Below are 16,768 nucleotides of genomic sequence, written 5' to 3' on the forward strand. Positions count from 1 at the left end.
TCGAGCGGGCGGAGGGTGAACGTCGCGGTGAAGGGGTCGATCTGACTGCCCTGCACCTCGCCGACCACCGCTCCCGGCGCGATGCGGTAGCTGATCACCTGTCCCGCGCGGGCGGAGCCGCGCCCGCGCGCGATCCGGCCGGAGTCGGCGATCCGCTCCATCGAGGACACCAACGCGCGGCCCCACCAGGACTGGGCAAAGGGGCCGCCGCGCGACGCGCGCGACGTGCCGAACTGGCTGAAATCGGTTCGACGCCGGTTCATTCCCCCACCGCCTCCTCGCCGAGCATCATCAGTTCGCGGAGCTCGTCGGTGGACATCTCGGTGATCCAGTTCTCGCCGGTGCCGACGGCGAGGTCCGCCAGTTCCGACTTGCTCGCCAGCATCGCGTCGATCCGCTCCTCGAGGGTGCCGACGCACACCAGCTTCCTGACCTGCACGTCGCGGCGCTGACCGATCCGGAAGGCCCGGTCGGTCGCCTGGTTCTCGACTGCGGGGTTCCACCAGCGGTCCAGGTGCACAACGTGATTGGCCGCGGTGAGGTTGAGCCCGGTACCGCCTGCCTTGAGCGAGAGCAGCATGACGGGCGCGGCGTCCCCGCCCTGGAACCCCTCCACCATCGCGTCGCGCTTGGCCCGCGACACCCCACCGTGCAGGAACGGCACCTCGGCGCCGAACCGCTCGGCCAGGTACGGGGCCACGAGCGAGCCGAACTCGCGGAACTGGGTGAACAGCAGCGCACGCTCGCCGTCGGCGAGCACCGACTCCAGGATGTCCTCGACGAGGCCGAGCTTGCCGGACCGGTGGCTGCCGCGGCGCAGCATCGGCGAGCCGTCGCCGAGGAAGTGGGCCGGGTGATTGCACACCTGCTTGAGCCGGGTCAGCGCCGCGAGCACCGCGCCCTTGCGGGCGGCGCCCTCGGTGTCCCTGATCCGCTCCATCATGTCGTCGAGCACGGCCCGGTAGAGGGAGGCCTGCTCTGCGGTGAGATTGGCGCGCACGGTCATCTCGAACTTCTCCGGCAGATCCGAGATCACCTCGGGATCGGTCTTGACCCGACGCAGCACGAACGGTGAGGTGACGGTACGCAGCCGCGCCAAAGCGCCCTCGTCGTGCTCGCGTTCGATGGGGACGGCGAACCGGGCCCGGAACTGCTGGGCGCTGCCGAGCATTCTCGGGTTCACGAAGTCCAGGATCGAGCGCAGCTCGTCGAGGCGGTTCTCGACGGGGGTGCCGGTGAGCGCGAGCCGGTGCGCCGCCGGGACGGCCCGGGCCGCCCGCGCCTGCGCGGTGCCCGAGTTCTTGACGTGTTGGGCCTCGTCGAGCACCACCCGGCGCCAGCTCTGCTCGCCGAGGGCGGCCGTGTCCCTGGCCAGCAGCGCATAGGTGGTGATCACCAGGTCGTGTTCGGCCACCATCGCGGTCAGCTGCTCGCCGCGCAGCCGGTCGGTGCCGTGGTGGACGAGTACCCGCAGGCCCGGCGTGAACCGGGCGGCCTCGCGCTGCCAGTTCCCGACCACGGACATGGGACAGACGAGCAGGGTCGGCCCCTGCGGCTCCGTCCCCGCGGCGCGTTCGTGGGCGAGCAGCGCGAGCAGCTGCACCGTCTTGCCGAGGCCCATGTCGTCCGCGAGCACCGCACCGAGCCCGAGGTCGCTCATGAACACGAGCCAGTCCAGCCCCCGCCGCTGATAGGGCCGCAGCCGGGCCTCGAGCCCGGGCGGCTGCGGCACGCTGGTCGGCCGCGCTCCCGAATCGAGCAGTCCCGCAACCCAACCGGTGGTGGTGATCTCCTCAACCGGCACCGGCGGCGGTTCCGGGGCGGTGAGCTCGCCGAGGAGGTCGGCGAGCGTGTTCCCACCGGCGCCTGCCTGCCGGATGACGTACTTGGCGGCCCGCGCGAGGGCGGTCTTGTCGGCCTGCACCCACTGCCCGCGCAGCCGGACCAGGTCGGTCTTGGCCCGGGTCAGCTGCGCCATCTCGGCGGGGGTGAGCACCATGTCCCCGAGCGCGAGCTCCCAGTTGTAGGCGACGAGCTGGTTCATCCCGACCGCGCTGTCCTCGGTGTCGGCCGCCACCGCCGGGCTGGTGACCCGCAGCCGCAGCGACGGGGCCACCACGCTCCATGCGCGCGGCAGCATCAAGGTGACGCCCGCGTCGGCCAGCACCTGGGCCCCGTGCGCGACCAGGTCTGTCACCACCTCCAGCGGCAACAGCAGGTCAAGGCTGTCCGGGTCCGACGGCACCGCGCGGAGCATCGGGTAGGCGGCCATCGCCTCGGCGAGCTTGCGCACGCCGACCGTGAGGGCCTTGGGATCACCCAGGTGCACCGGCACCGGGCTGGGCGCCTCGCCCTCGGGCCGCAGGCAGACCTGCAGCCGCCAGAGCACGGGGGCGTCGTCCTCGACCGCGAGCTCGTCGTCGTCCTCCGGTTCGAGCAGCCGCAGGACCAGGTCCGGCTCGTCGACGGTGAGGCTCTGCCGCCACTGCTGCAGATCGGTGGCAATCCGTTGGGTGCCTTCCGCGAGCGGGGTGCCCGCGGCGAGGGCCGCGAGCAGCGGGTGCTCGCCGCCGTCCCGGTCGCCGAGCAGGTCGCGCACGATCGGATCGGTGATCTCGAAGACGAAGTCCTCGAGGACCTTTCGCGCACCCGCCGATCCGCGGAGCACGGCGGGCGTCGCCGCCGCCAACTCCGAGATCCAGGCCCGCTGCCGATCGCCGCCGACGAGCCGCCACCGGGCCCACCACTGGCCGTCCGCGCGTTCGAGCTCGGGCACCACCCGGCCCGCCCTGACCCAGGTCCGCACTCCCGTGGCGACGTGCGCGAGGAAGCGGAGGTCGCCGGGGAGACCGGGAACCGGGCCGGTGGGGAGGTCGAGCAACAGCGCGGCCGCGGCGGGCGGCGCCAGCGCGAGGGCGGGCACCGTCACCTCACCGAAGGTGCCGTCGCCGTTCGGCAGCGACACGGTGACCCGGTGCCGGAACCTGCGGCCCAGGGCGCGCCGCAGCGAGGCGGGCAGGTCCTCGATGTCGTGGTCCGCAGGCTCGGGTGCGCCGCCGTCGCGCCACAGCATCAGCCCCGATCCGGGGGACCACACCGCGTGCACCATCCGCCCATCCAATCAGGCAGCCACGACAGGTTGCGATGGCGCTGGATTAATCCGTCTGACCAGCGGGATAATGGGCCATTGACGGAACCCGTCGGGAGCGAGACATGACCATCTTGGTTCAGGTGCTCGAACAGGGCTACTCGCACAGCACGCCGTGGCAGCAACGGAGATACCAATTCGTCGACGCCGCGCACATCGTCGGCCTGCGGCTGGACGGGCAGTCCGGCGTGTGGCTGGACATGACCAGGCCCGGCGAGTCGCACCAGTTGGCGCTCACGCCCTCGCCCGACCTGTCCATCTACTTCCTGATGCGGGTCTTCGACGACATCGCGAACTGTGAGCGCCAGGGCGGCTCGTGGTTGATCGGCCACGACGGCAGCAACCTCGATTCCATCACCGCCACCAGGTTCCCGATGCCCTGACGGTGCCTGCCCGATTTCACCCCTATGCAACCAACCGAGCACTTGCTAGGTTGCTGTGATCCGCAATCACAGTGATCCATCCAACAATTGGGGGGTACATGTTCCGGGCATCACGCACCGCGGCCTTGATCGCGACGCTGGCCGCACTGGTCCTGCCGTTCGCAGCGGGAACGGCCCAGGCCGAGCCGCTACCCGAGAACTACAACTTCTTCGCGGGCATCCCGGACGAGCTGGCCAACCCCGGCGGCTCGCTGCCCGGCGCGAACGACTTCGGATGCAAGCCGACCGCGGAGCACCCGCGACCGGTGGTGCTGGTGCACGGCACGGGCGGCGGACAGCAGACCAACTGGGGCGCCTACGTCCCGATGCTCAAGAATGCGGGCTTCTGCGTGTTCGCCCTGACCTACGGGGCGATCCCCGGCGCACCATGGCCGGTCTCGGCGATCGGCGGGATGGGTCCGCTCGAGAACAGCGCCGGTGAGTTCAAGACCTTCGTCGAGCGAGTGCTGTCCGCCACCGGCGCAAAGACCGTCGACGTCGTCGGCCACTCGCAGGGCACGCTGATCCCGACGTACTACCTCAAGCACCTCGGCGGCGAGGGCAAGATCACCAACTACGTCTCCGTCGCGCCGCCGTGGCTGGGCCTGACCACCCTCGGCGTCGACGCGCTGCCCGCCTTCGCCGAGAAGTTGGGCGTGGCCGAGACCTCGATCCCCGTGTGCCAGGGCTGCGGGGAGATGACCGCCGATTCGGCACTGATCAAGAAGATCAACGCAGGCGGCACCCCCTACGTCAAGGGCGTGAACTACACCAACATCTCCACCCGGTACGACGAGGCCATCGCCCTGTCACAGGGCCAGGTGCCCGGGCCTCCCGGATACACGGTGAACAACATCGTCGTGCAGGACACCTGCGCGCAGGACTACTCCGAGCACGCCGCCGTCGCCGGCTCCAAGCGCGCCGCGTACATGGTGTTCAACGCGCTCGACCCGGCGCACCGGCGCGAGGTGCCGTGCATGTTCGTCCCGCCGTTCACGGGCTGATCGTCCGGGTCGGTGACCGCGGACACGCTGTCCCGGTCACCGATCCGCACCGGCGTCGGCGCCGCGCCGATGTACGGTCGGACCACTGTCCGACGACGATCGGAGCGCCATGTCTCTTGCCACGCTCGGCAGGTCGATCGCGATCGGCGGCTTGGTGCTGGCCGGGGCGTTCGGTGCCTGCGCCCCCGCGACGGCGGATCCGACCCAGGACAGGTGGGTGAACATCCCGGACACGGCGACCGTCGCCGACGGACTCGCGTGCGGCGGCCGAATCGGAGGCGTCACCGTCGCCACGGACGGGCTCCCCGGGCTGGTCTACGTTCGACTGAACGCGACGTTCGTCGGCATCTCGACGACGCCAGGAGAGCTGTGCTCGGTATCGGCAACGCTGCACTGGCGCAACCTGGGTACCGGCGCTGCAGGATCGTGGTCCGCCGAGGTCAGTGGCGGGCTGATCGACTTCCCGGCGGAGCCGTGGACGCACCTCGAGACGGGGTCCGGCCGCGTCGAGGTCACGCTGACCACCGATCGTCCGCACGTCCCCAGCGTCACCGAGATCAACGTGTATTGAGTTGGCCGGCCGACCCGGTGGACTACCGGCCGTCACCGGCGATAGCGTCGAGCAGGTGAGCCGATCCATCCGAGAAGCCCTGACCAAGGACACCCGCCTCTGCATGTCCCTCGCGGCGCGGCCGTCGAACATCGGGACCCGGTTCCACAACTACCTCTACGAGGAACTGGGCCTGGACTTTGTCTACAAGGCGTTCACCACCACCGACCTGCCCGCCGCCATCGCGGGCATCCGGGCCCTCGGCATCCGCGGCTGCGGCGTCTCGATGCCGTTCAAGGAGGCCTGCATCGAGCACGTCGACGTGATGCACGATTCGGCCGCCGCCATCGCCTCGGTGAACACCATCGTGAACTCCGGCGGTGTGCTGCACGCCTACAACACAGACTACGAAGCGGTCGCGATGCTGCTCGCCGAGCACCGGGTCCCCCCGACGCTGACCGCCGCCGTCGCCGGTAGCGGCGGGATGGCCAAGGCCGTGGTGGCAGCATTGCGCGACAACGGGTTCGGCGAGGTGACGGTCATCGCGCGCAACGAGGCCACCGGGCGGGCGCTCGCCGACCAGTACGGCTTCGACTGGCGCGCGGACATGGGCGAGCTGCGGCCGGGGTTGCTGGTGAACGCCACCCCGATCGGGATGTCCGGCGGGCCAGGGGCAGAGCTCTCGCCCTTCCCCCGCGAGGCCGTCGGCGCGGCCGACGCCGTGTTCGACGTAGTGGCCTTGCCGCCGCAGACCCCGCTGATCCGCGCGGCGACCGAGCAGGGCACGACCGTCATCACCGGCGCCGAGGTGATCGCGCTGCAGGCCGCCGCCCAGTTCGAGCTCTACACCGGCGTGCGCCCGACCCCCGAGCAGATCCGCAGGGCCTCCGAGTATTCGCGGTCCTGACCGGGTGGGCCGGGCCTACGGGGTCGGGCCGGTCGCCGCGGGACGGTCCGGGTCGCCGGACCACTGCGACCACGAGCCCGGGTACAGGGCCGCCTCGATCCCGGCGATGGCGAGCGCGGCGATCTGGTGCGCGGCCGTCACCCCCGAACCGCAGTAGACCGCGACCGGCGCCGAACCGTCGGCGCCCAGCCCGGCGAACCGTCGACGCAGCGTCTCTGCGTCCGCGAATCGTCCTGCACCGTCGAGGTTCTCGGTCGTCGGGGCGCTGCGGGCACCCGGGATGTGACCCGCGCGGGGGTCCACCGGCTCCACCTCGCCGCGGTAACGCTCGGCGGCGCGGGCGTCGAGCAGCACCCCGTCCGCCGCGAGCTCGGCGGCCTCGCCCGCCGTCACCGTCGGCAGGTGTCCCGCGGTGAGCACCACGTTCCCGGTCCGCACCGGTTGGCCCGCACCGGATTCCAGTTCGAGCCCCGCCGAGGTCCAGGCGGACAGACCGCCGTCGAGCATCCGGACGTCGGACACCCCGGCCCAACGCAACAACCACCAGGCGCGCGCGGCGGCGGTGTTCCCGGTGGCGTCGTAGACAACGACGGCGTCACCGGTGTCGATCCCCCACCGTCTCGCCGCGGACTGCAGGTCGGCGACCTCCGGGAGCGGGTGCCTGCCGAGTTCCGGTGCGGGCGGCGCGGCCAGCTCGGTTTCCAGGTCAACGAACGCGGCGCCGGGAATGTGGCCGTCGTGGAAGTGCTCCCGGCCGTTCGGATCGCCGAGCGCCCAGCGGACGTCGAGCAGTACCGGCGGTCGGGGTCCGTCCAGCCGGGCCGCGAGTTCCTCGGCGGAGACGAGCACCCCGAGCTCGCGCCGCAGCAGCTCGGCCATCGGCTCGCCGAACGCGACGAAGGTGACAGTCCGCACCGAGGTGCCGGAGCCGCGCACCGCGGAGACCGCCTGCCGCACGGCGTCGGCGTGCGGCCAGCCGTAGACACCCGCCGAGATCAGCGGGAACGCCACCGTCCGCGCGCCCAGTTCGTCGGCGATCTCGAGGCTGCGGGTGTAGGCCGAGCGCAGCACGGCCGAACGGTCCTCGTCGGCCGAGTACACCGGACCAACCGTGTGAATCACCCAGCGCGCGGGCAGATCTCCCGCGGTGGTCGCGACGGCGTCGCCCGCGGGCAGGCCGTCCGGCAGCGTGCTCGCGCGCAGCCGTCGACACTCCTCGAGGATGCTCGGGCCACCCGCCCGGTGGATGGCTCCGTCCACTCCCCCGCCGCCGAGCAGTCCGGAGTTCGCCGCGTTCACGATCGCGTCCGCCCGGACGGTGGTGATGTCCCCGCGAATCACCTCGATAGCCACCATGGCCACACCGTACCTCCGCCGAGTGTGCAGTTGCGGTGGCAAACCCCCAGGAAGCGCGACAGCAAGTGCACACTCGGCGAGGTCAGCGCACGGTGATGGTGCGGCTGTGCCAGCCGGTGGCGCCGTCGGGGATCGGCTGGGTGCGCTCCTCCACCTGCACGTTGCCGTCGAGGTCGGTCGCGCGCACCTGCACGTTGTGCACGCCCGCGGGTGCGTCCCACTGCCAGCTCCACTGGCGCCAGGTGTCGATGGAGTACTCCGGCGCGAGGGTCGCGGGCTGCCACGGGCCCTCGTCCACCCGTACCTCCACCCGCTCGATGCCGCGGTGCTGCGCCCAGGCGGTGCCCGCGACCGTCACCGGTCCCTCGGATACCGGGGCGAACGCCGCGGGCACGTCGATCCGGGAGGCCGTCTTGATCGGCGCCCGATCGCCCCATCCACGCTTGGTCCAATACGCCTGTGCCCGATCGAATCTGGTGAGCTCCCAGTCGACGACCCACTTGGTGGCCGAGACGAAGCCGTACAGACCCGGCACCACCTGGCGGACCGGGAACCCGTGCTCGAGCGGCAGCGGCTCGCCGTTCATCGCGATGGCGAGCAACGCGTCGCGGCCGTCCCGCAGCACCTGGACGGGCGTACCGACGGTGAAGCCGTCGACGCTCGTCGACAACAGCATGTCCGCGTCGGCCCGCACCCCGACCTCGTCGAGGAGATCGGCGATCGGGAATCCGACCCAGGTGGCATTGCCCGCCAGTTCGCCGCCCACCTCGTTCGAGACGCAGGTCAACGTGATCCGACGCTCGATGGGTGTCCGCCGCAGCAACTGGTCCCAGTCCAGTGTGACCTCGCGATCGACCATGCCGTGGATGCGCAGGCGCCACTCCTCGGTCGTCAACCGGGGCACCTGCAGCGCGGTGTCGATGCGGTAGAAGTCCGGGTTCGGGGTGATGAACGAGGTCGCGCCGGGGATCCCCAGGTCGGCCCCGGGCGGGATGGGTGCCGCCCGGTCCAGCGCCACGGGGACCTTCACCCGGCGCCTGCTCTCGAGCACCCCGCTCAGCCGCTGGTTCATCTGCCGCCCTGCGACGCCCGCGGCGGCGGCCACCGCGACGGCGACCGACGCGAGCACCAGGAACCGGCGCCGTCCCATCCCCCCGTCGCTGCCGCGCGAGGGTTCGTCGAGCTGGGCAGTGAGCAGCCTGAGCACCGCGATGCCCAGGATCACCCCGACCACCGTCGGCACGACATCGGCCCCGCTCGCGCCCGGCCGGTTGTAGGCGGCGTACACCCCGACCAGTCCGAGCCCGGCCAGGATCGCGCTGCCGTACGGGCGCGACGGCCGTTCGACGATGCCCGCGATCGCGGCGATCACCGCGATGAGGACCGACATTCCGATGAAGAGCGCCGGCTTGTCGTTGGTGCCGAACGTCGTGATGGCGAACTCCCTGGCCCAGGCCGGGCTGCGGTCGACCGTGGTCGATCCGACCGCGAAGAAGGGCGAGGACTCCGGCCCGGTCAGCGCCGACAACAGTTCGCCGACGCCCAACACCACGCCGGCGGCGATCACCCCCGACACCGCCCGCGCGATCAGCCGCAGCGTTCGGGCGGCGCGGCCCCCGTCCGTGGACGTCGAACTCGTTGCCGGCATGCCCGCCTCCGCTCCCTTGCATGGTAGTTCGCAAGGTCTTCGGAGCCGACGGGTCGCGCGGATGGGCGCAGGCGGGCGCCCCTGGTCAGCGGGTTGGCTCGGTCGACTGGGTTGTCGCCTCCGGGGTCGTCGTCTCCGGACTCGGCTCGGCCGCGCTCAGCCGGTAGACGTGCTCCGGGGAGATGATCTCGGTGATCGCCGCCGCCAGCTGGGTGCTCGGCTCGCTGCCCTCGTAGGCGATGTCGGTGTTGATCATGATGACGAGGGTCGTCTTCTGCTCCGGCAGGTAGACCGTCACGGTCTGATACCCGGGCAGGCTGCCGTTGTGCCCGATCCAGCCGGCGATGTCGAACACGCCGAGGCCGTAGCCGACGTCGGCGGGGTAGCCCGGCGCGTTCACCGTCTCGAGTCGTTGCGCCTGCGTCTCCGGCTTGAGCAGCGTTCCGGTCGCGAGCACCGGTCCCCAGATGTGCATGTCCTCGAGGGTCGAGATCATCGCCCCCGCGGCCCAGCCCCAGGACGGATCCCAGTCGGTGGCCGTGGATTCCTTACCGTCGGCGGTCTGCACGGTGTACCCCTGCGCGTGCGGCTCCGGGAACGCGTTGGTGGTGGGGAAGATCGTCTTCTCCATGTGCAACGGTTGGAGGATCCGCTCGCTGATGTAGTCCGGCAGCGACAGTCCGCTCTCCTTCTCCACCACGAGTCCCAGCAGCACATAGTTGGTGTTGCAGTACTGGAATCCCTGGCCGGGCGGGAACGTCGCCGGTTGGGCGAACGCATAGTCCAGCAGCTGCTGCGGGGTGAAGGGCGCCTTGGGATCCGCGAAGAACGCCTGCTGGAACTCCGGGCTCTCCGAGTAGTTGGCCAACCCGCTCTGCATGCGGGCCAGTTCCCGGATGGTGATCTGATCGCCTGCGGGGACGCCGTCGATGTACTTCGAGATGGGGTCGTCGAGACCCACCTTGCCCTCGTCTACCAGCTGCAGGATGGCGGTGGCCGTGAACGTCTTGGTCAGACTGCCGATCCGGGTGTGGAAGTCGGTCTTCATCGGCGCGTCGGTTGACTTGTCGGCGACGCCGAAGGCCTTGACGTATGTGCCGTCCGGCCCCCAGATTCCGACTATCGCGCCGGGCACGGACGTCTTCTTCATCGTCGCGTCGATGGCGTCGTCCAGGCGTTGGGCGACGCCCGAATCCATCTCCGCGCTCGGTTCGGCGCCCGCAGGGGTGGTGGTGGCCGATTGGTCCGAGGTCGATTCGTCTGAGCATCCCGCTGCTATCAGCAGGGTGACAGCGGCCGCCGCCAACAACCCCCGCCGCCGGTGTGTCCTGGTCACGACCTGTGCTGTCATCGCCGGGTCCCGTCGTCAGACGTGCAGTTGCCTGCAGAACCTACTCCGCACCGACCGGTCCCGCCCCCGTTTGGCGCAAGGACCGCCGTCTCAGAACTGCTGCCAGGTCGGCTTGTGCCGCAGCGCGTACCGGTAGTAGTCGGCCAGCGCGAGCCGGCCCGCCGCCGCCTCGTCGACGACCACGGTCGCGTGCCGGTGCAGTTGCAGCACCGACGCCGGGCAGAACGCGGTCAGCGGGCCCTCCACCGCCGCGGCGATGGCGTCCGCCTTGCCCGCCCCGACCGCGACCAGCACCAGGTGCCGGGCCTCGCCGATGGTGCCGAGTCCCTGGGTCAGCACGTGGTGGGGGACGTCGTCGACGCTGCCGAAGAAGCTAGCGTTGTCGAGGCGGGTCTGCTCGGTGAGCGTCTTGATGCGCGTCCGTGAGGTCAACGACGACCCCGGCTCGTTGAAGCCGATGTGTCCGTCGCTGCCGATCCCGAGCAGCTGCACGTCGATGCCGCCTGCCGCGGCGATCGCGGCGTCGTAGCGGGCGGCCTCCGCGGCCAGGTCATGCGCCCGTCCGTCGAGGCCGTGCAGCCGGTCGGGGTCGAGGTCCACCCGATCGACGAATTCGGACCTGATCACGGAGAAGTAGGACTGTTCATGGCTCTTCGGGAGCCCGACGTACTCGTCGAGCAGGAACACCCGGGCGGACGAGAAGTCCAACCCGTCGTCGTGGTGCCGCCGGATCAGCTCGCGGTAGCTGCCGAGCGGCGACGACCCGGTCGCGAGACCGAGCGTCGTCGGGCCGGCGCGCACGGAGCGCTCGACGATGTCGGCAACGGTCGAGGCGACTTCGTCTGGCGTGGACCGGATCACGATCTCCATGTCGCTTCCACCCTACCGACGACAAACGTTCGATTGGCGGACGGTCAATGCTCATGGCCGGGAGATGGAGGATGGATCCCATGGCACATGTACAACGTTTCGACCACATCGGCATCACCGTTGCGGACCTCGACTCGGCAACGGCGTTCTTCGTCGGACTGGGTCTCGAGGTGGAGGGCACCGGATCCGTGGAGGGTGAGTTCGTGGAGACCGTCTGCGGCATCCCCGGCGCACACTGTGAGATCGCAATGCTGCGGCCGCCCGGCGGAGGGTCCCGGCTGGAGCTCGCGACCTTCGTCACGCCCGACCACGTGCCCGGATCACCAACTGCGATGGCCAACGAGCTCGGGCTGCGCAATGTGTCCTTCGAGGTCGGCGACCTCCAGGCGGCCGTCGACGCGGTGGCTGCGGACGGGTACGGGCTCATCGGCGGCATCGGTGAGTACGAGAACAGCGTGCGGATGGCCTACGTGCGTGGGCCCGAAGGGATCATCGTGTCCCTGTTCGAGCAGATCGGCTGACGCAAGACGGTCGGCACCTGGCCGGCCACCTCGCCGAGTGTGCAGTCGACGGGGCAAACGCCCAGGTAGCGCGACGGCAGGTGCACACTCGACGGGGGCCGCGCACCCGACTGCGGCAAGATGGCGGTCGTGTCACGAACCTTCGAGCCCGAACCGACGGGAGCCGAACAGGCGGAGCCCGCGGTCGCGCGCGATCCGGGACTCTCGCACCCGATCAGCGCGGGCGTGGTCACCGCGCTCGTCGGCTTCACCAGTTCCTTCGCCGTGGTGCTCACCGGCCTGCGCGCGGTCGGAGCGAGTCCAACCGAGGCCGCGTCCGGCCTGATGGCGTTGTGCGTCACCCAGGCGATCGGCATGCTCTGGCTCTCCCGCCGCTACCGGATGCCGATCACCCTGGCCTGGTCCACCCCCGGCGCCGCGCTGCTGGCGGGAACCGGCCTGGTGGTCGGCGGCTGGCCCGCGGCGGTTGGTGCCTTCATCGTCGTCGGCCTCGCGGTCACCCTCACCGGCCTCTGGCCCCGGCTCGGCCGGCTGATCGCCGCGATTCCCACCGCGCTCGCCCAGGCCATGCTCGCGGGGGTGCTGCTCCCGCTCTGCCTCGCCCCGGTCACCGCTTTCCGCGACTCCCCCGCCGCCGTCGCCCCTGTCGTCCTCGTCTGGCTGGTCCTGCTGCGGTTCTCCCGGCGCTGGGCCGTGCCCGCGGCCTTCGCCGCGGCCGCGGTGGTGATCGCCATCAGCATCACCGTCGGCGACGGCTCACTCGACACGTCCGCCCTTGCGCCGACGCTCGACCTCACGGCTCCGCACTGGACGTGGCAGGCGCTGGTCGGCATCGCGGTACCGCTGTACATCGTGACGATGGCCTCGCAGAACATCCCGGGCACCGCGGTGATGTCGTCCTTCGGGTACCGGGTGCCGTGGAAGTCGGCGATGACCGTCACCGGCATCGGCACCGTGATCGGCGCACCCGCGGGCGGCCACGCGATCAACCTCGCCGCCATCAGTGCCGCCCTGGCCGCCGCACCCTCCGCGCACCCGGACCCGAAACGGCGCTGGGTGGCCGCCTTCACCGCTGGCTGTTCCTACCTGGTGCTCGCGCTGTGCTCGGCTGCGCTGGCGGCGCTGGTCGTCGCCGCGCCGCAGGGCGTGGTCGAGGCCGTCGCGGGTCTGGCACTGCTGGCGACGCTCGGCGGCTCGCTGGCGGCGGCGGTCGCCGACGAAGCCGACCGCGAGGCGGCCGTGCTCACCTTCCTGATCGCCGCGTCGGGGGTCGCCATCCTCGGCATCGGGTCGGCCTTCTGGGCCCTGGTGGCCGGGCTGCTCTTCCGGCTGGTGGTGCGCGGCGTCAGGCCCCGGCCGCGAACTCCTTGAGGATCTGACCCATCGTCGCCGGATCCTGCAGCATCGGCAGGTGGCCCGTCGCCATCTCGCGCCGCCACGGTGTTCCGAGCTCGTCGGCGTACCGGCTCTGCAGGGCAGCAGGGAACTCCTTGTCCGCCGTCGTCACGACGTAGCCGGTGCGCGCGGGCAGGGTCCGAGCCGAGACGCGATCCCGGTAGAGGCGCTGCGATTCCGGCGCGAAGTCCGCGACGATGCGCGCGACCTCGTCCTCGCCGAGACCGGCGCACAGGCCCGAGCGGATCGCCTTCTCGGGCGGCCGGGTACCCGCGATGCGCATGATCAGCCCGACGATGTGCCGCTGCGGGGCGGGCAGCGCGCCGAGGAACGAGCGGCCCGCCGCCGGGACCGAGGCCGCGACACCGAGCAGCCCGGCCACCCGCGCGGGCGCGACGGCCGCGATCTCGCTCGCCACGACGCCACCGATGGAATGTGCCACCACGGTGAACTCACCGTCTGGCGCCTGCGCCAGCGCCGCCTCCGCGTAGTCCCTCAGCGTCGCATCCTGGTGCTTCGGGTACGACGCGACGACCGAGTCGACGGGCAGCGAGGCTCGCACCTCGTCCCAGATCCAGGCCGGAAGTCCTGCGCCGCTGAGGAAAACGATCGGTGTCGACGTCGGTTCGGTGTTCATGCGCGCTCCTTGGATGTGAGGGTGAACGCAACACTAGACAGAGAGCCCGACAAGCAGGTGTCGGCTTCTATAACCTTGTCGCCATGGCCTTCTCGAAGTCCACCGACCCCCACCTGACGCTGCGGCGCATCGAACGCCAGCACGCGGTGATCGAGTGCCTGCGCGCCAGGTCACCGGAGTTCACGACGGCGCGCGCACTGGCCGACACGGTCCGCGTCACCCCGCGAACCGTCGAGCGCGACATCGCCCGAATGCGCGAGGCCGGCATCCCGATCGAGGTCCGCAACGGGCCCGGCGGCGGGTACGCCATCGACGCCAGGCGCCACGTCGACCCGATCACACTCACGCCCGGGGAGGCCGCGGCCCTCATCGTCTCGCTCGTCGCGCTCGGGCCCACCGCCACCGACGCCGCCGGTTCGGCGATGGCCAAGCTGGTCGATTCGCTGATCCACACGCCGCCGCCGCCGAGGCACCTGTCCCGACACGCCTGATCTAAGGTCGCCACCATGACCTCCGCCCAAACCGAACCCACCGCCGCCGACTACCCCGTGCTGTGGCCGGTGCCGACCCGCTGGGCGGACAACGACCACTACGGCCACGTCAACAACGTCACCTACTACTCGTACTTCGACACCGCGGTGAACGGCTGGCTGATGTCGACCGTCGGCGTCGACATCCGCGACCTGCCCGCGATCGGCGTGGTCGCCGAGACCTCGTGCAGGTACCACAGCGAACTGAGCTTCCCCGACCAGCTGCAGGTCGGCCTGTCGGTGGCCCGGCTCGGCACCCGCAGCATCGTCTACGCGCTGGCGATCTTCCGGGTCGGCGAGCGGGGCGCGCTCGACCTCGCCGCCACGGGACGCTTCGTGCACGTCTACGTGGACGCCCAGACCAGGCGTCCGGTGGCGATACCCGAGGAGATCCGCAGCGCGGTGAGCCAGTTGACCCGTCCCTCCTGAGCCGGGAGGACCCGGCGCGGGCGGGTGATCAGTCGGTCGGTGCCACCGCTCGTTGCAGCTGTTCGGCGAACTGGACGAAGGAACCGACCATGTCCACCTCGTCGTCGACCAGCCATTGATTCTCCAACCCCTCCATCGCGGCGACCAGCACCAGAGTGGTCAGCCGCGGATCGACGTCGCTGCGCACCGAACCGTCCTCGACACCGCGGCGGAGCGACGATTCGATCATCGACTGGAGGAACTTCTGTCGGCCGACCACCCACTCGCGGGCGGGGTGCTCCGATCCTGTGGCCTCGGCGGCTGTCAGGTGCGCGAGCTGGACCAGGTCGCGATTCTGGACGTTGTGGCGGGCGATCCGGACGAGGAAGGCGATCAGCTCCGCGAAGTCCATCTCGGACAGGGTCTCGGGATCGGTGCCCGTCGCGTGCAGATCCTGCACATCCCGCTCGGCGAGCACCGCCATCAACAGCGCCGCCTTATTGGGGAAATGGTGCAACAGTCCGGGCTGGGAGATCCCGACCTCGGCCGCGATCCGCGCAAGGGAACTGCCCCGATAGCCATGAATCGCGAAGTGCTCCAAGGCGATCTCGAGGATCCGCGCACGCGACAACCTGCCCGAGCGTTCCGCGGAGTCAGTGGTGGCCATGGCCGTGAAGCGTAGTCGCCCCGACCGCGCCGACAGATGCCAGCAACGCCGAACGCCCCGCTCTCGGGAAGCGGGGCATTCGATCAGGTCCGAGTATTCACGTGGTGGTCTTGGGCTTCGACGAGCCCGACGTCAGTCCGCCCGCGAGTCCGCCGAGGATCGAGATCAGCTGGCTGAGGATGTTGTCCATGTTGTTCTCCTTTGCGTGATTCACCGTGATCCGGCTCACAAAGAAGTGTGCACACCCATCCGGGATCCGTCTAGCCCATTCGGGATTTCTTTTACAAGATTCTTTTGGTCACGATTTGAATACGATCGGCTACCGGAGGCCCGCCCTGCGCGCGATGTCCATCGCCTGGGCCACGATGTCGTCGATCAATTTCGTCGACGGCGCTCCGACCGCGGCCGTGTTCCGTGGATCCTCCATCGTCCGCCGCAGCACGCCCTCGGCGATGATCGAGATCTTCCACAGGGCGAGCGCGTGCCAGAACCCGAGCGCGGCCGGATCCCTGCCGGTCTCGTGCATGTAGGCCTTGGTCAGCTCCTCCCTGGTCGGGAATCCCTCCAGGGTCGACGCCGCGAAGGGACCCGGCACCTCGTCCTCCGCCTGCGCCCAATACGCCAGCAGCGCACCGACATCCGCGAGCGGATCACCGAGCGTGCACAGTTCCCAGTCCACGACGGCCACCACCCGCCCGTCGTCACGCGCGGTGATCACATTGCTCAGGTGGAAGTCGCCGTGCACCAGGTTCAGCTCGGTCTGCGCGGGAATCGACCTGGTGAGCAGCGCCGCCAACTCGTCGACCGCCGGGATGTCACGGGTCTTCGACTTTTCCCACTGTCCCGACCAGCGCCTGAGCTGACGCTCCGCGTACGGCGAGTGGCTCGCGAGGTCGTCGAGTCCGGCCAGCTCGAGATCGACGGCATGGATGCTGGCCAACGCCTTCGGCATCGACAGCCCGGTGGCCCGCCGACGTTCCGGTGTCAGATTCTTCGCCACCCCGATGCTGTCGATCACCACCCCGTCGACGAAGCTCATCAGCATCAGTGGTGCGTCGGTGATCGCCGGATCCTCCGTCAGACCCAGCACCTTCGGGACCGGCACCCCCGTCCCCTGCAGCGCGGACAGGATCCGGTACTCCCTGGCGATGTCGTGCGCGGACGCCAGCAGGTGCCCGAGCGGCGGCCTGCGCAGGACCCACTGGCCTCCGCCCGCGTCGGACACCAGGTAGGTCAGATTCGACTGCCCGTTGCCGATCCTGGTGAACTCGAGCGGCGCAACGGCACCGACCCCCATGTCGGCGATCCAGTTCGACACCGCCTCTTCGTCGAGTCCTACGGCGTTGCTCATCGG

General features: G+C 70.4%; 17 protein-coding genes and 2 pseudogenes. 8 read left to right on the forward strand and 11 right to left on the reverse strand.

Annotated features, from left to right (window positions below; all coding sequences use genetic code 11):
- A pseudogene (locus tag RM1_RS13170) lies at positions 1 to 263 on the reverse strand (SWIM zinc finger family protein); the annotation flags it as partial.
- Positions 260 to 3,109 carry a DEAD/DEAH box helicase gene (locus RM1_RS13175; protein WP_072751775.1) on the reverse strand — a complete coding sequence of 950 codons (2,850 nt, stop codon included), beginning with the start codon at positions 3,107 to 3,109 and terminating at the stop codon, positions 260 to 262. The pseudogene RM1_RS13170 and the gene RM1_RS13175, both read right to left, overlap by 4 nt.
- A 104-nt stretch (positions 3,110 to 3,213) precedes the next feature.
- Between RM1_RS13175 and RM1_RS13180 the strand changes: the two genes are divergently transcribed.
- From RM1_RS13180 to RM1_RS13195, 4 genes are all read left to right on the forward strand, one after another.
- Complete coding sequence (locus RM1_RS13180) at positions 3,214 to 3,531, forward strand: hypothetical protein (RefSeq protein WP_072751777.1); 318 nt, start codon at positions 3,214 to 3,216, stop codon at positions 3,529 to 3,531.
- Between the two features lie 98 nt (positions 3,532 to 3,629).
- Positions 3,630 to 4,574: an esterase/lipase family protein gene (locus RM1_RS13185; RefSeq protein WP_072751778.1), complete on the forward strand. Its 945-nt coding sequence runs from the start codon at positions 3,630 to 3,632 to the stop codon at positions 4,572 to 4,574.
- Positions 4,575 to 4,683: 109 nt separating this feature from the next.
- Positions 4,684 to 5,145 (forward strand): hypothetical protein, encoded by a 462-nt coding sequence (locus RM1_RS13190; protein WP_072751779.1) that lies wholly within the window; start codon positions 4,684 to 4,686, stop codon positions 5,143 to 5,145.
- A gap of 55 nt (positions 5,146 to 5,200) precedes the next feature.
- Positions 5,201 to 6,031: a shikimate 5-dehydrogenase gene (locus tag RM1_RS13195; protein WP_072751907.1), complete on the forward strand. Its 831-nt coding sequence runs from the start codon at positions 5,201 to 5,203 to the stop codon at positions 6,029 to 6,031.
- A 15-nt stretch (positions 6,032 to 6,046) separates the two neighbouring features.
- Here the strand turns inward: RM1_RS13195 and RM1_RS26825 are convergent, their stop codons facing one another.
- From RM1_RS26825 to nagB, 5 genes and pseudogenes are all read right to left on the reverse strand, one after another.
- Entirely contained in the window at positions 6,047 to 6,910 is an 864-nt protein-coding gene (locus tag RM1_RS26825) for a sulfurtransferase (protein ID WP_245816305.1), read from the reverse strand.
- Positions 6,896 to 7,387: pseudogene (locus RM1_RS26830) on the reverse strand (O-acetyl-ADP-ribose deacetylase); the annotation flags it as partial. The gene RM1_RS26825 and the pseudogene RM1_RS26830, both read right to left, overlap by 15 nt.
- Positions 7,388 to 7,469: 82 nt before the next feature.
- Positions 7,470 to 9,035 (reverse strand): molybdopterin-dependent oxidoreductase, encoded by a 1,566-nt coding sequence (locus RM1_RS13205; RefSeq protein ID WP_072751783.1) that lies wholly within the window; start codon positions 9,033 to 9,035, stop codon positions 7,470 to 7,472.
- Positions 9,036 to 9,120: 85 nt separating this feature from the next.
- Positions 9,121 to 10,386, reverse strand: a complete 1,266-nt coding sequence (locus RM1_RS13210) for a serine hydrolase domain-containing protein (RefSeq protein WP_072751785.1) — start codon at positions 10,384 to 10,386, stop codon at positions 9,121 to 9,123.
- A 90-nt stretch (positions 10,387 to 10,476) separates the two neighbouring features.
- Entirely contained in the window at positions 10,477 to 11,256 is a 780-nt protein-coding gene (nagB, locus tag RM1_RS13215) for a glucosamine-6-phosphate deaminase (protein WP_072751787.1), read from the reverse strand.
- Between the two features lie 80 nt (positions 11,257 to 11,336).
- Here nagB and RM1_RS13220 point away from each other — a divergent pair, with 80 nt between their 5' ends.
- The gene (locus RM1_RS13220; RefSeq protein ID WP_072751789.1) at positions 11,337 to 11,777 is read left to right on the forward strand and encodes a VOC family protein; all 441 of its coding nucleotides are present in this window, start codon (positions 11,337 to 11,339) and stop codon (positions 11,775 to 11,777) included.
- Between the two features lie 213 nt (positions 11,778 to 11,990).
- The gene (locus RM1_RS13225) at positions 11,991 to 13,148 is read left to right on the forward strand and encodes a benzoate/H(+) symporter BenE family transporter (protein ID WP_072751909.1); all 1,158 of its coding nucleotides are present in this window, start codon (positions 11,991 to 11,993) and stop codon (positions 13,146 to 13,148) included.
- Here the strand turns inward: RM1_RS13225 and RM1_RS13230 are convergent.
- Positions 13,123 to 13,809 (reverse strand): alpha/beta fold hydrolase, encoded by a 687-nt coding sequence (locus RM1_RS13230; RefSeq protein WP_072751791.1) that lies wholly within the window; start codon positions 13,807 to 13,809, stop codon positions 13,123 to 13,125. The genes RM1_RS13225 and RM1_RS13230 overlap by 26 nt on opposite strands.
- Before the next feature lie 83 nt (positions 13,810 to 13,892).
- Between RM1_RS13230 and RM1_RS13235 the strand changes: the two genes are divergently transcribed.
- Positions 13,893 to 14,300 (forward strand): helix-turn-helix transcriptional regulator, encoded by a 408-nt coding sequence (locus RM1_RS13235; RefSeq protein WP_072751793.1) that lies wholly within the window; start codon positions 13,893 to 13,895, stop codon positions 14,298 to 14,300.
- 15 nt (positions 14,301 to 14,315) lie between these two features.
- Positions 14,316 to 14,768 (forward strand): acyl-CoA thioesterase, encoded by a 453-nt coding sequence (locus RM1_RS13240; protein WP_072751795.1) that lies wholly within the window; start codon positions 14,316 to 14,318, stop codon positions 14,766 to 14,768.
- Positions 14,769 to 14,796: 28 nt separating this feature from the next.
- On the opposite strand, the gene RM1_RS13245 is transcribed toward RM1_RS13240, so the two are convergent.
- From RM1_RS13245 to RM1_RS13250, 3 genes are all read right to left on the reverse strand, one after another.
- Positions 14,797 to 15,414 carry a TetR/AcrR family transcriptional regulator gene (locus tag RM1_RS13245; protein WP_072751797.1) on the reverse strand — a complete coding sequence of 206 codons (618 nt, stop codon included), beginning with the start codon at positions 15,412 to 15,414 and terminating at the stop codon, positions 14,797 to 14,799.
- Positions 15,415 to 15,511: 97 nt separating this feature from the next.
- Positions 15,512 to 15,604 carry a VENN motif pre-toxin domain-containing protein gene (locus tag RM1_RS26545; protein WP_174562951.1) on the reverse strand — a complete coding sequence of 31 codons (93 nt, stop codon included), beginning with the start codon at positions 15,602 to 15,604 and terminating at the stop codon, positions 15,512 to 15,514.
- Positions 15,605 to 15,733: 129 nt separating this feature from the next.
- Entirely contained in the window at positions 15,734 to 16,765 is a 1,032-nt protein-coding gene (locus tag RM1_RS13250) for a phosphotransferase family protein (protein ID WP_072751798.1), read from the reverse strand.
- Positions 16,766 to 16,768: the final 3 nt, after the last annotated feature.

This window comes from Rhodococcus maanshanensis NBRC 100610 (assembly GCF_001894865.1).
GTDB classification, from domain to species: Bacteria; Actinomycetota; Actinomycetes; order Mycobacteriales; family Mycobacteriaceae; genus Rhodococcus_G; species Rhodococcus_G maanshanensis.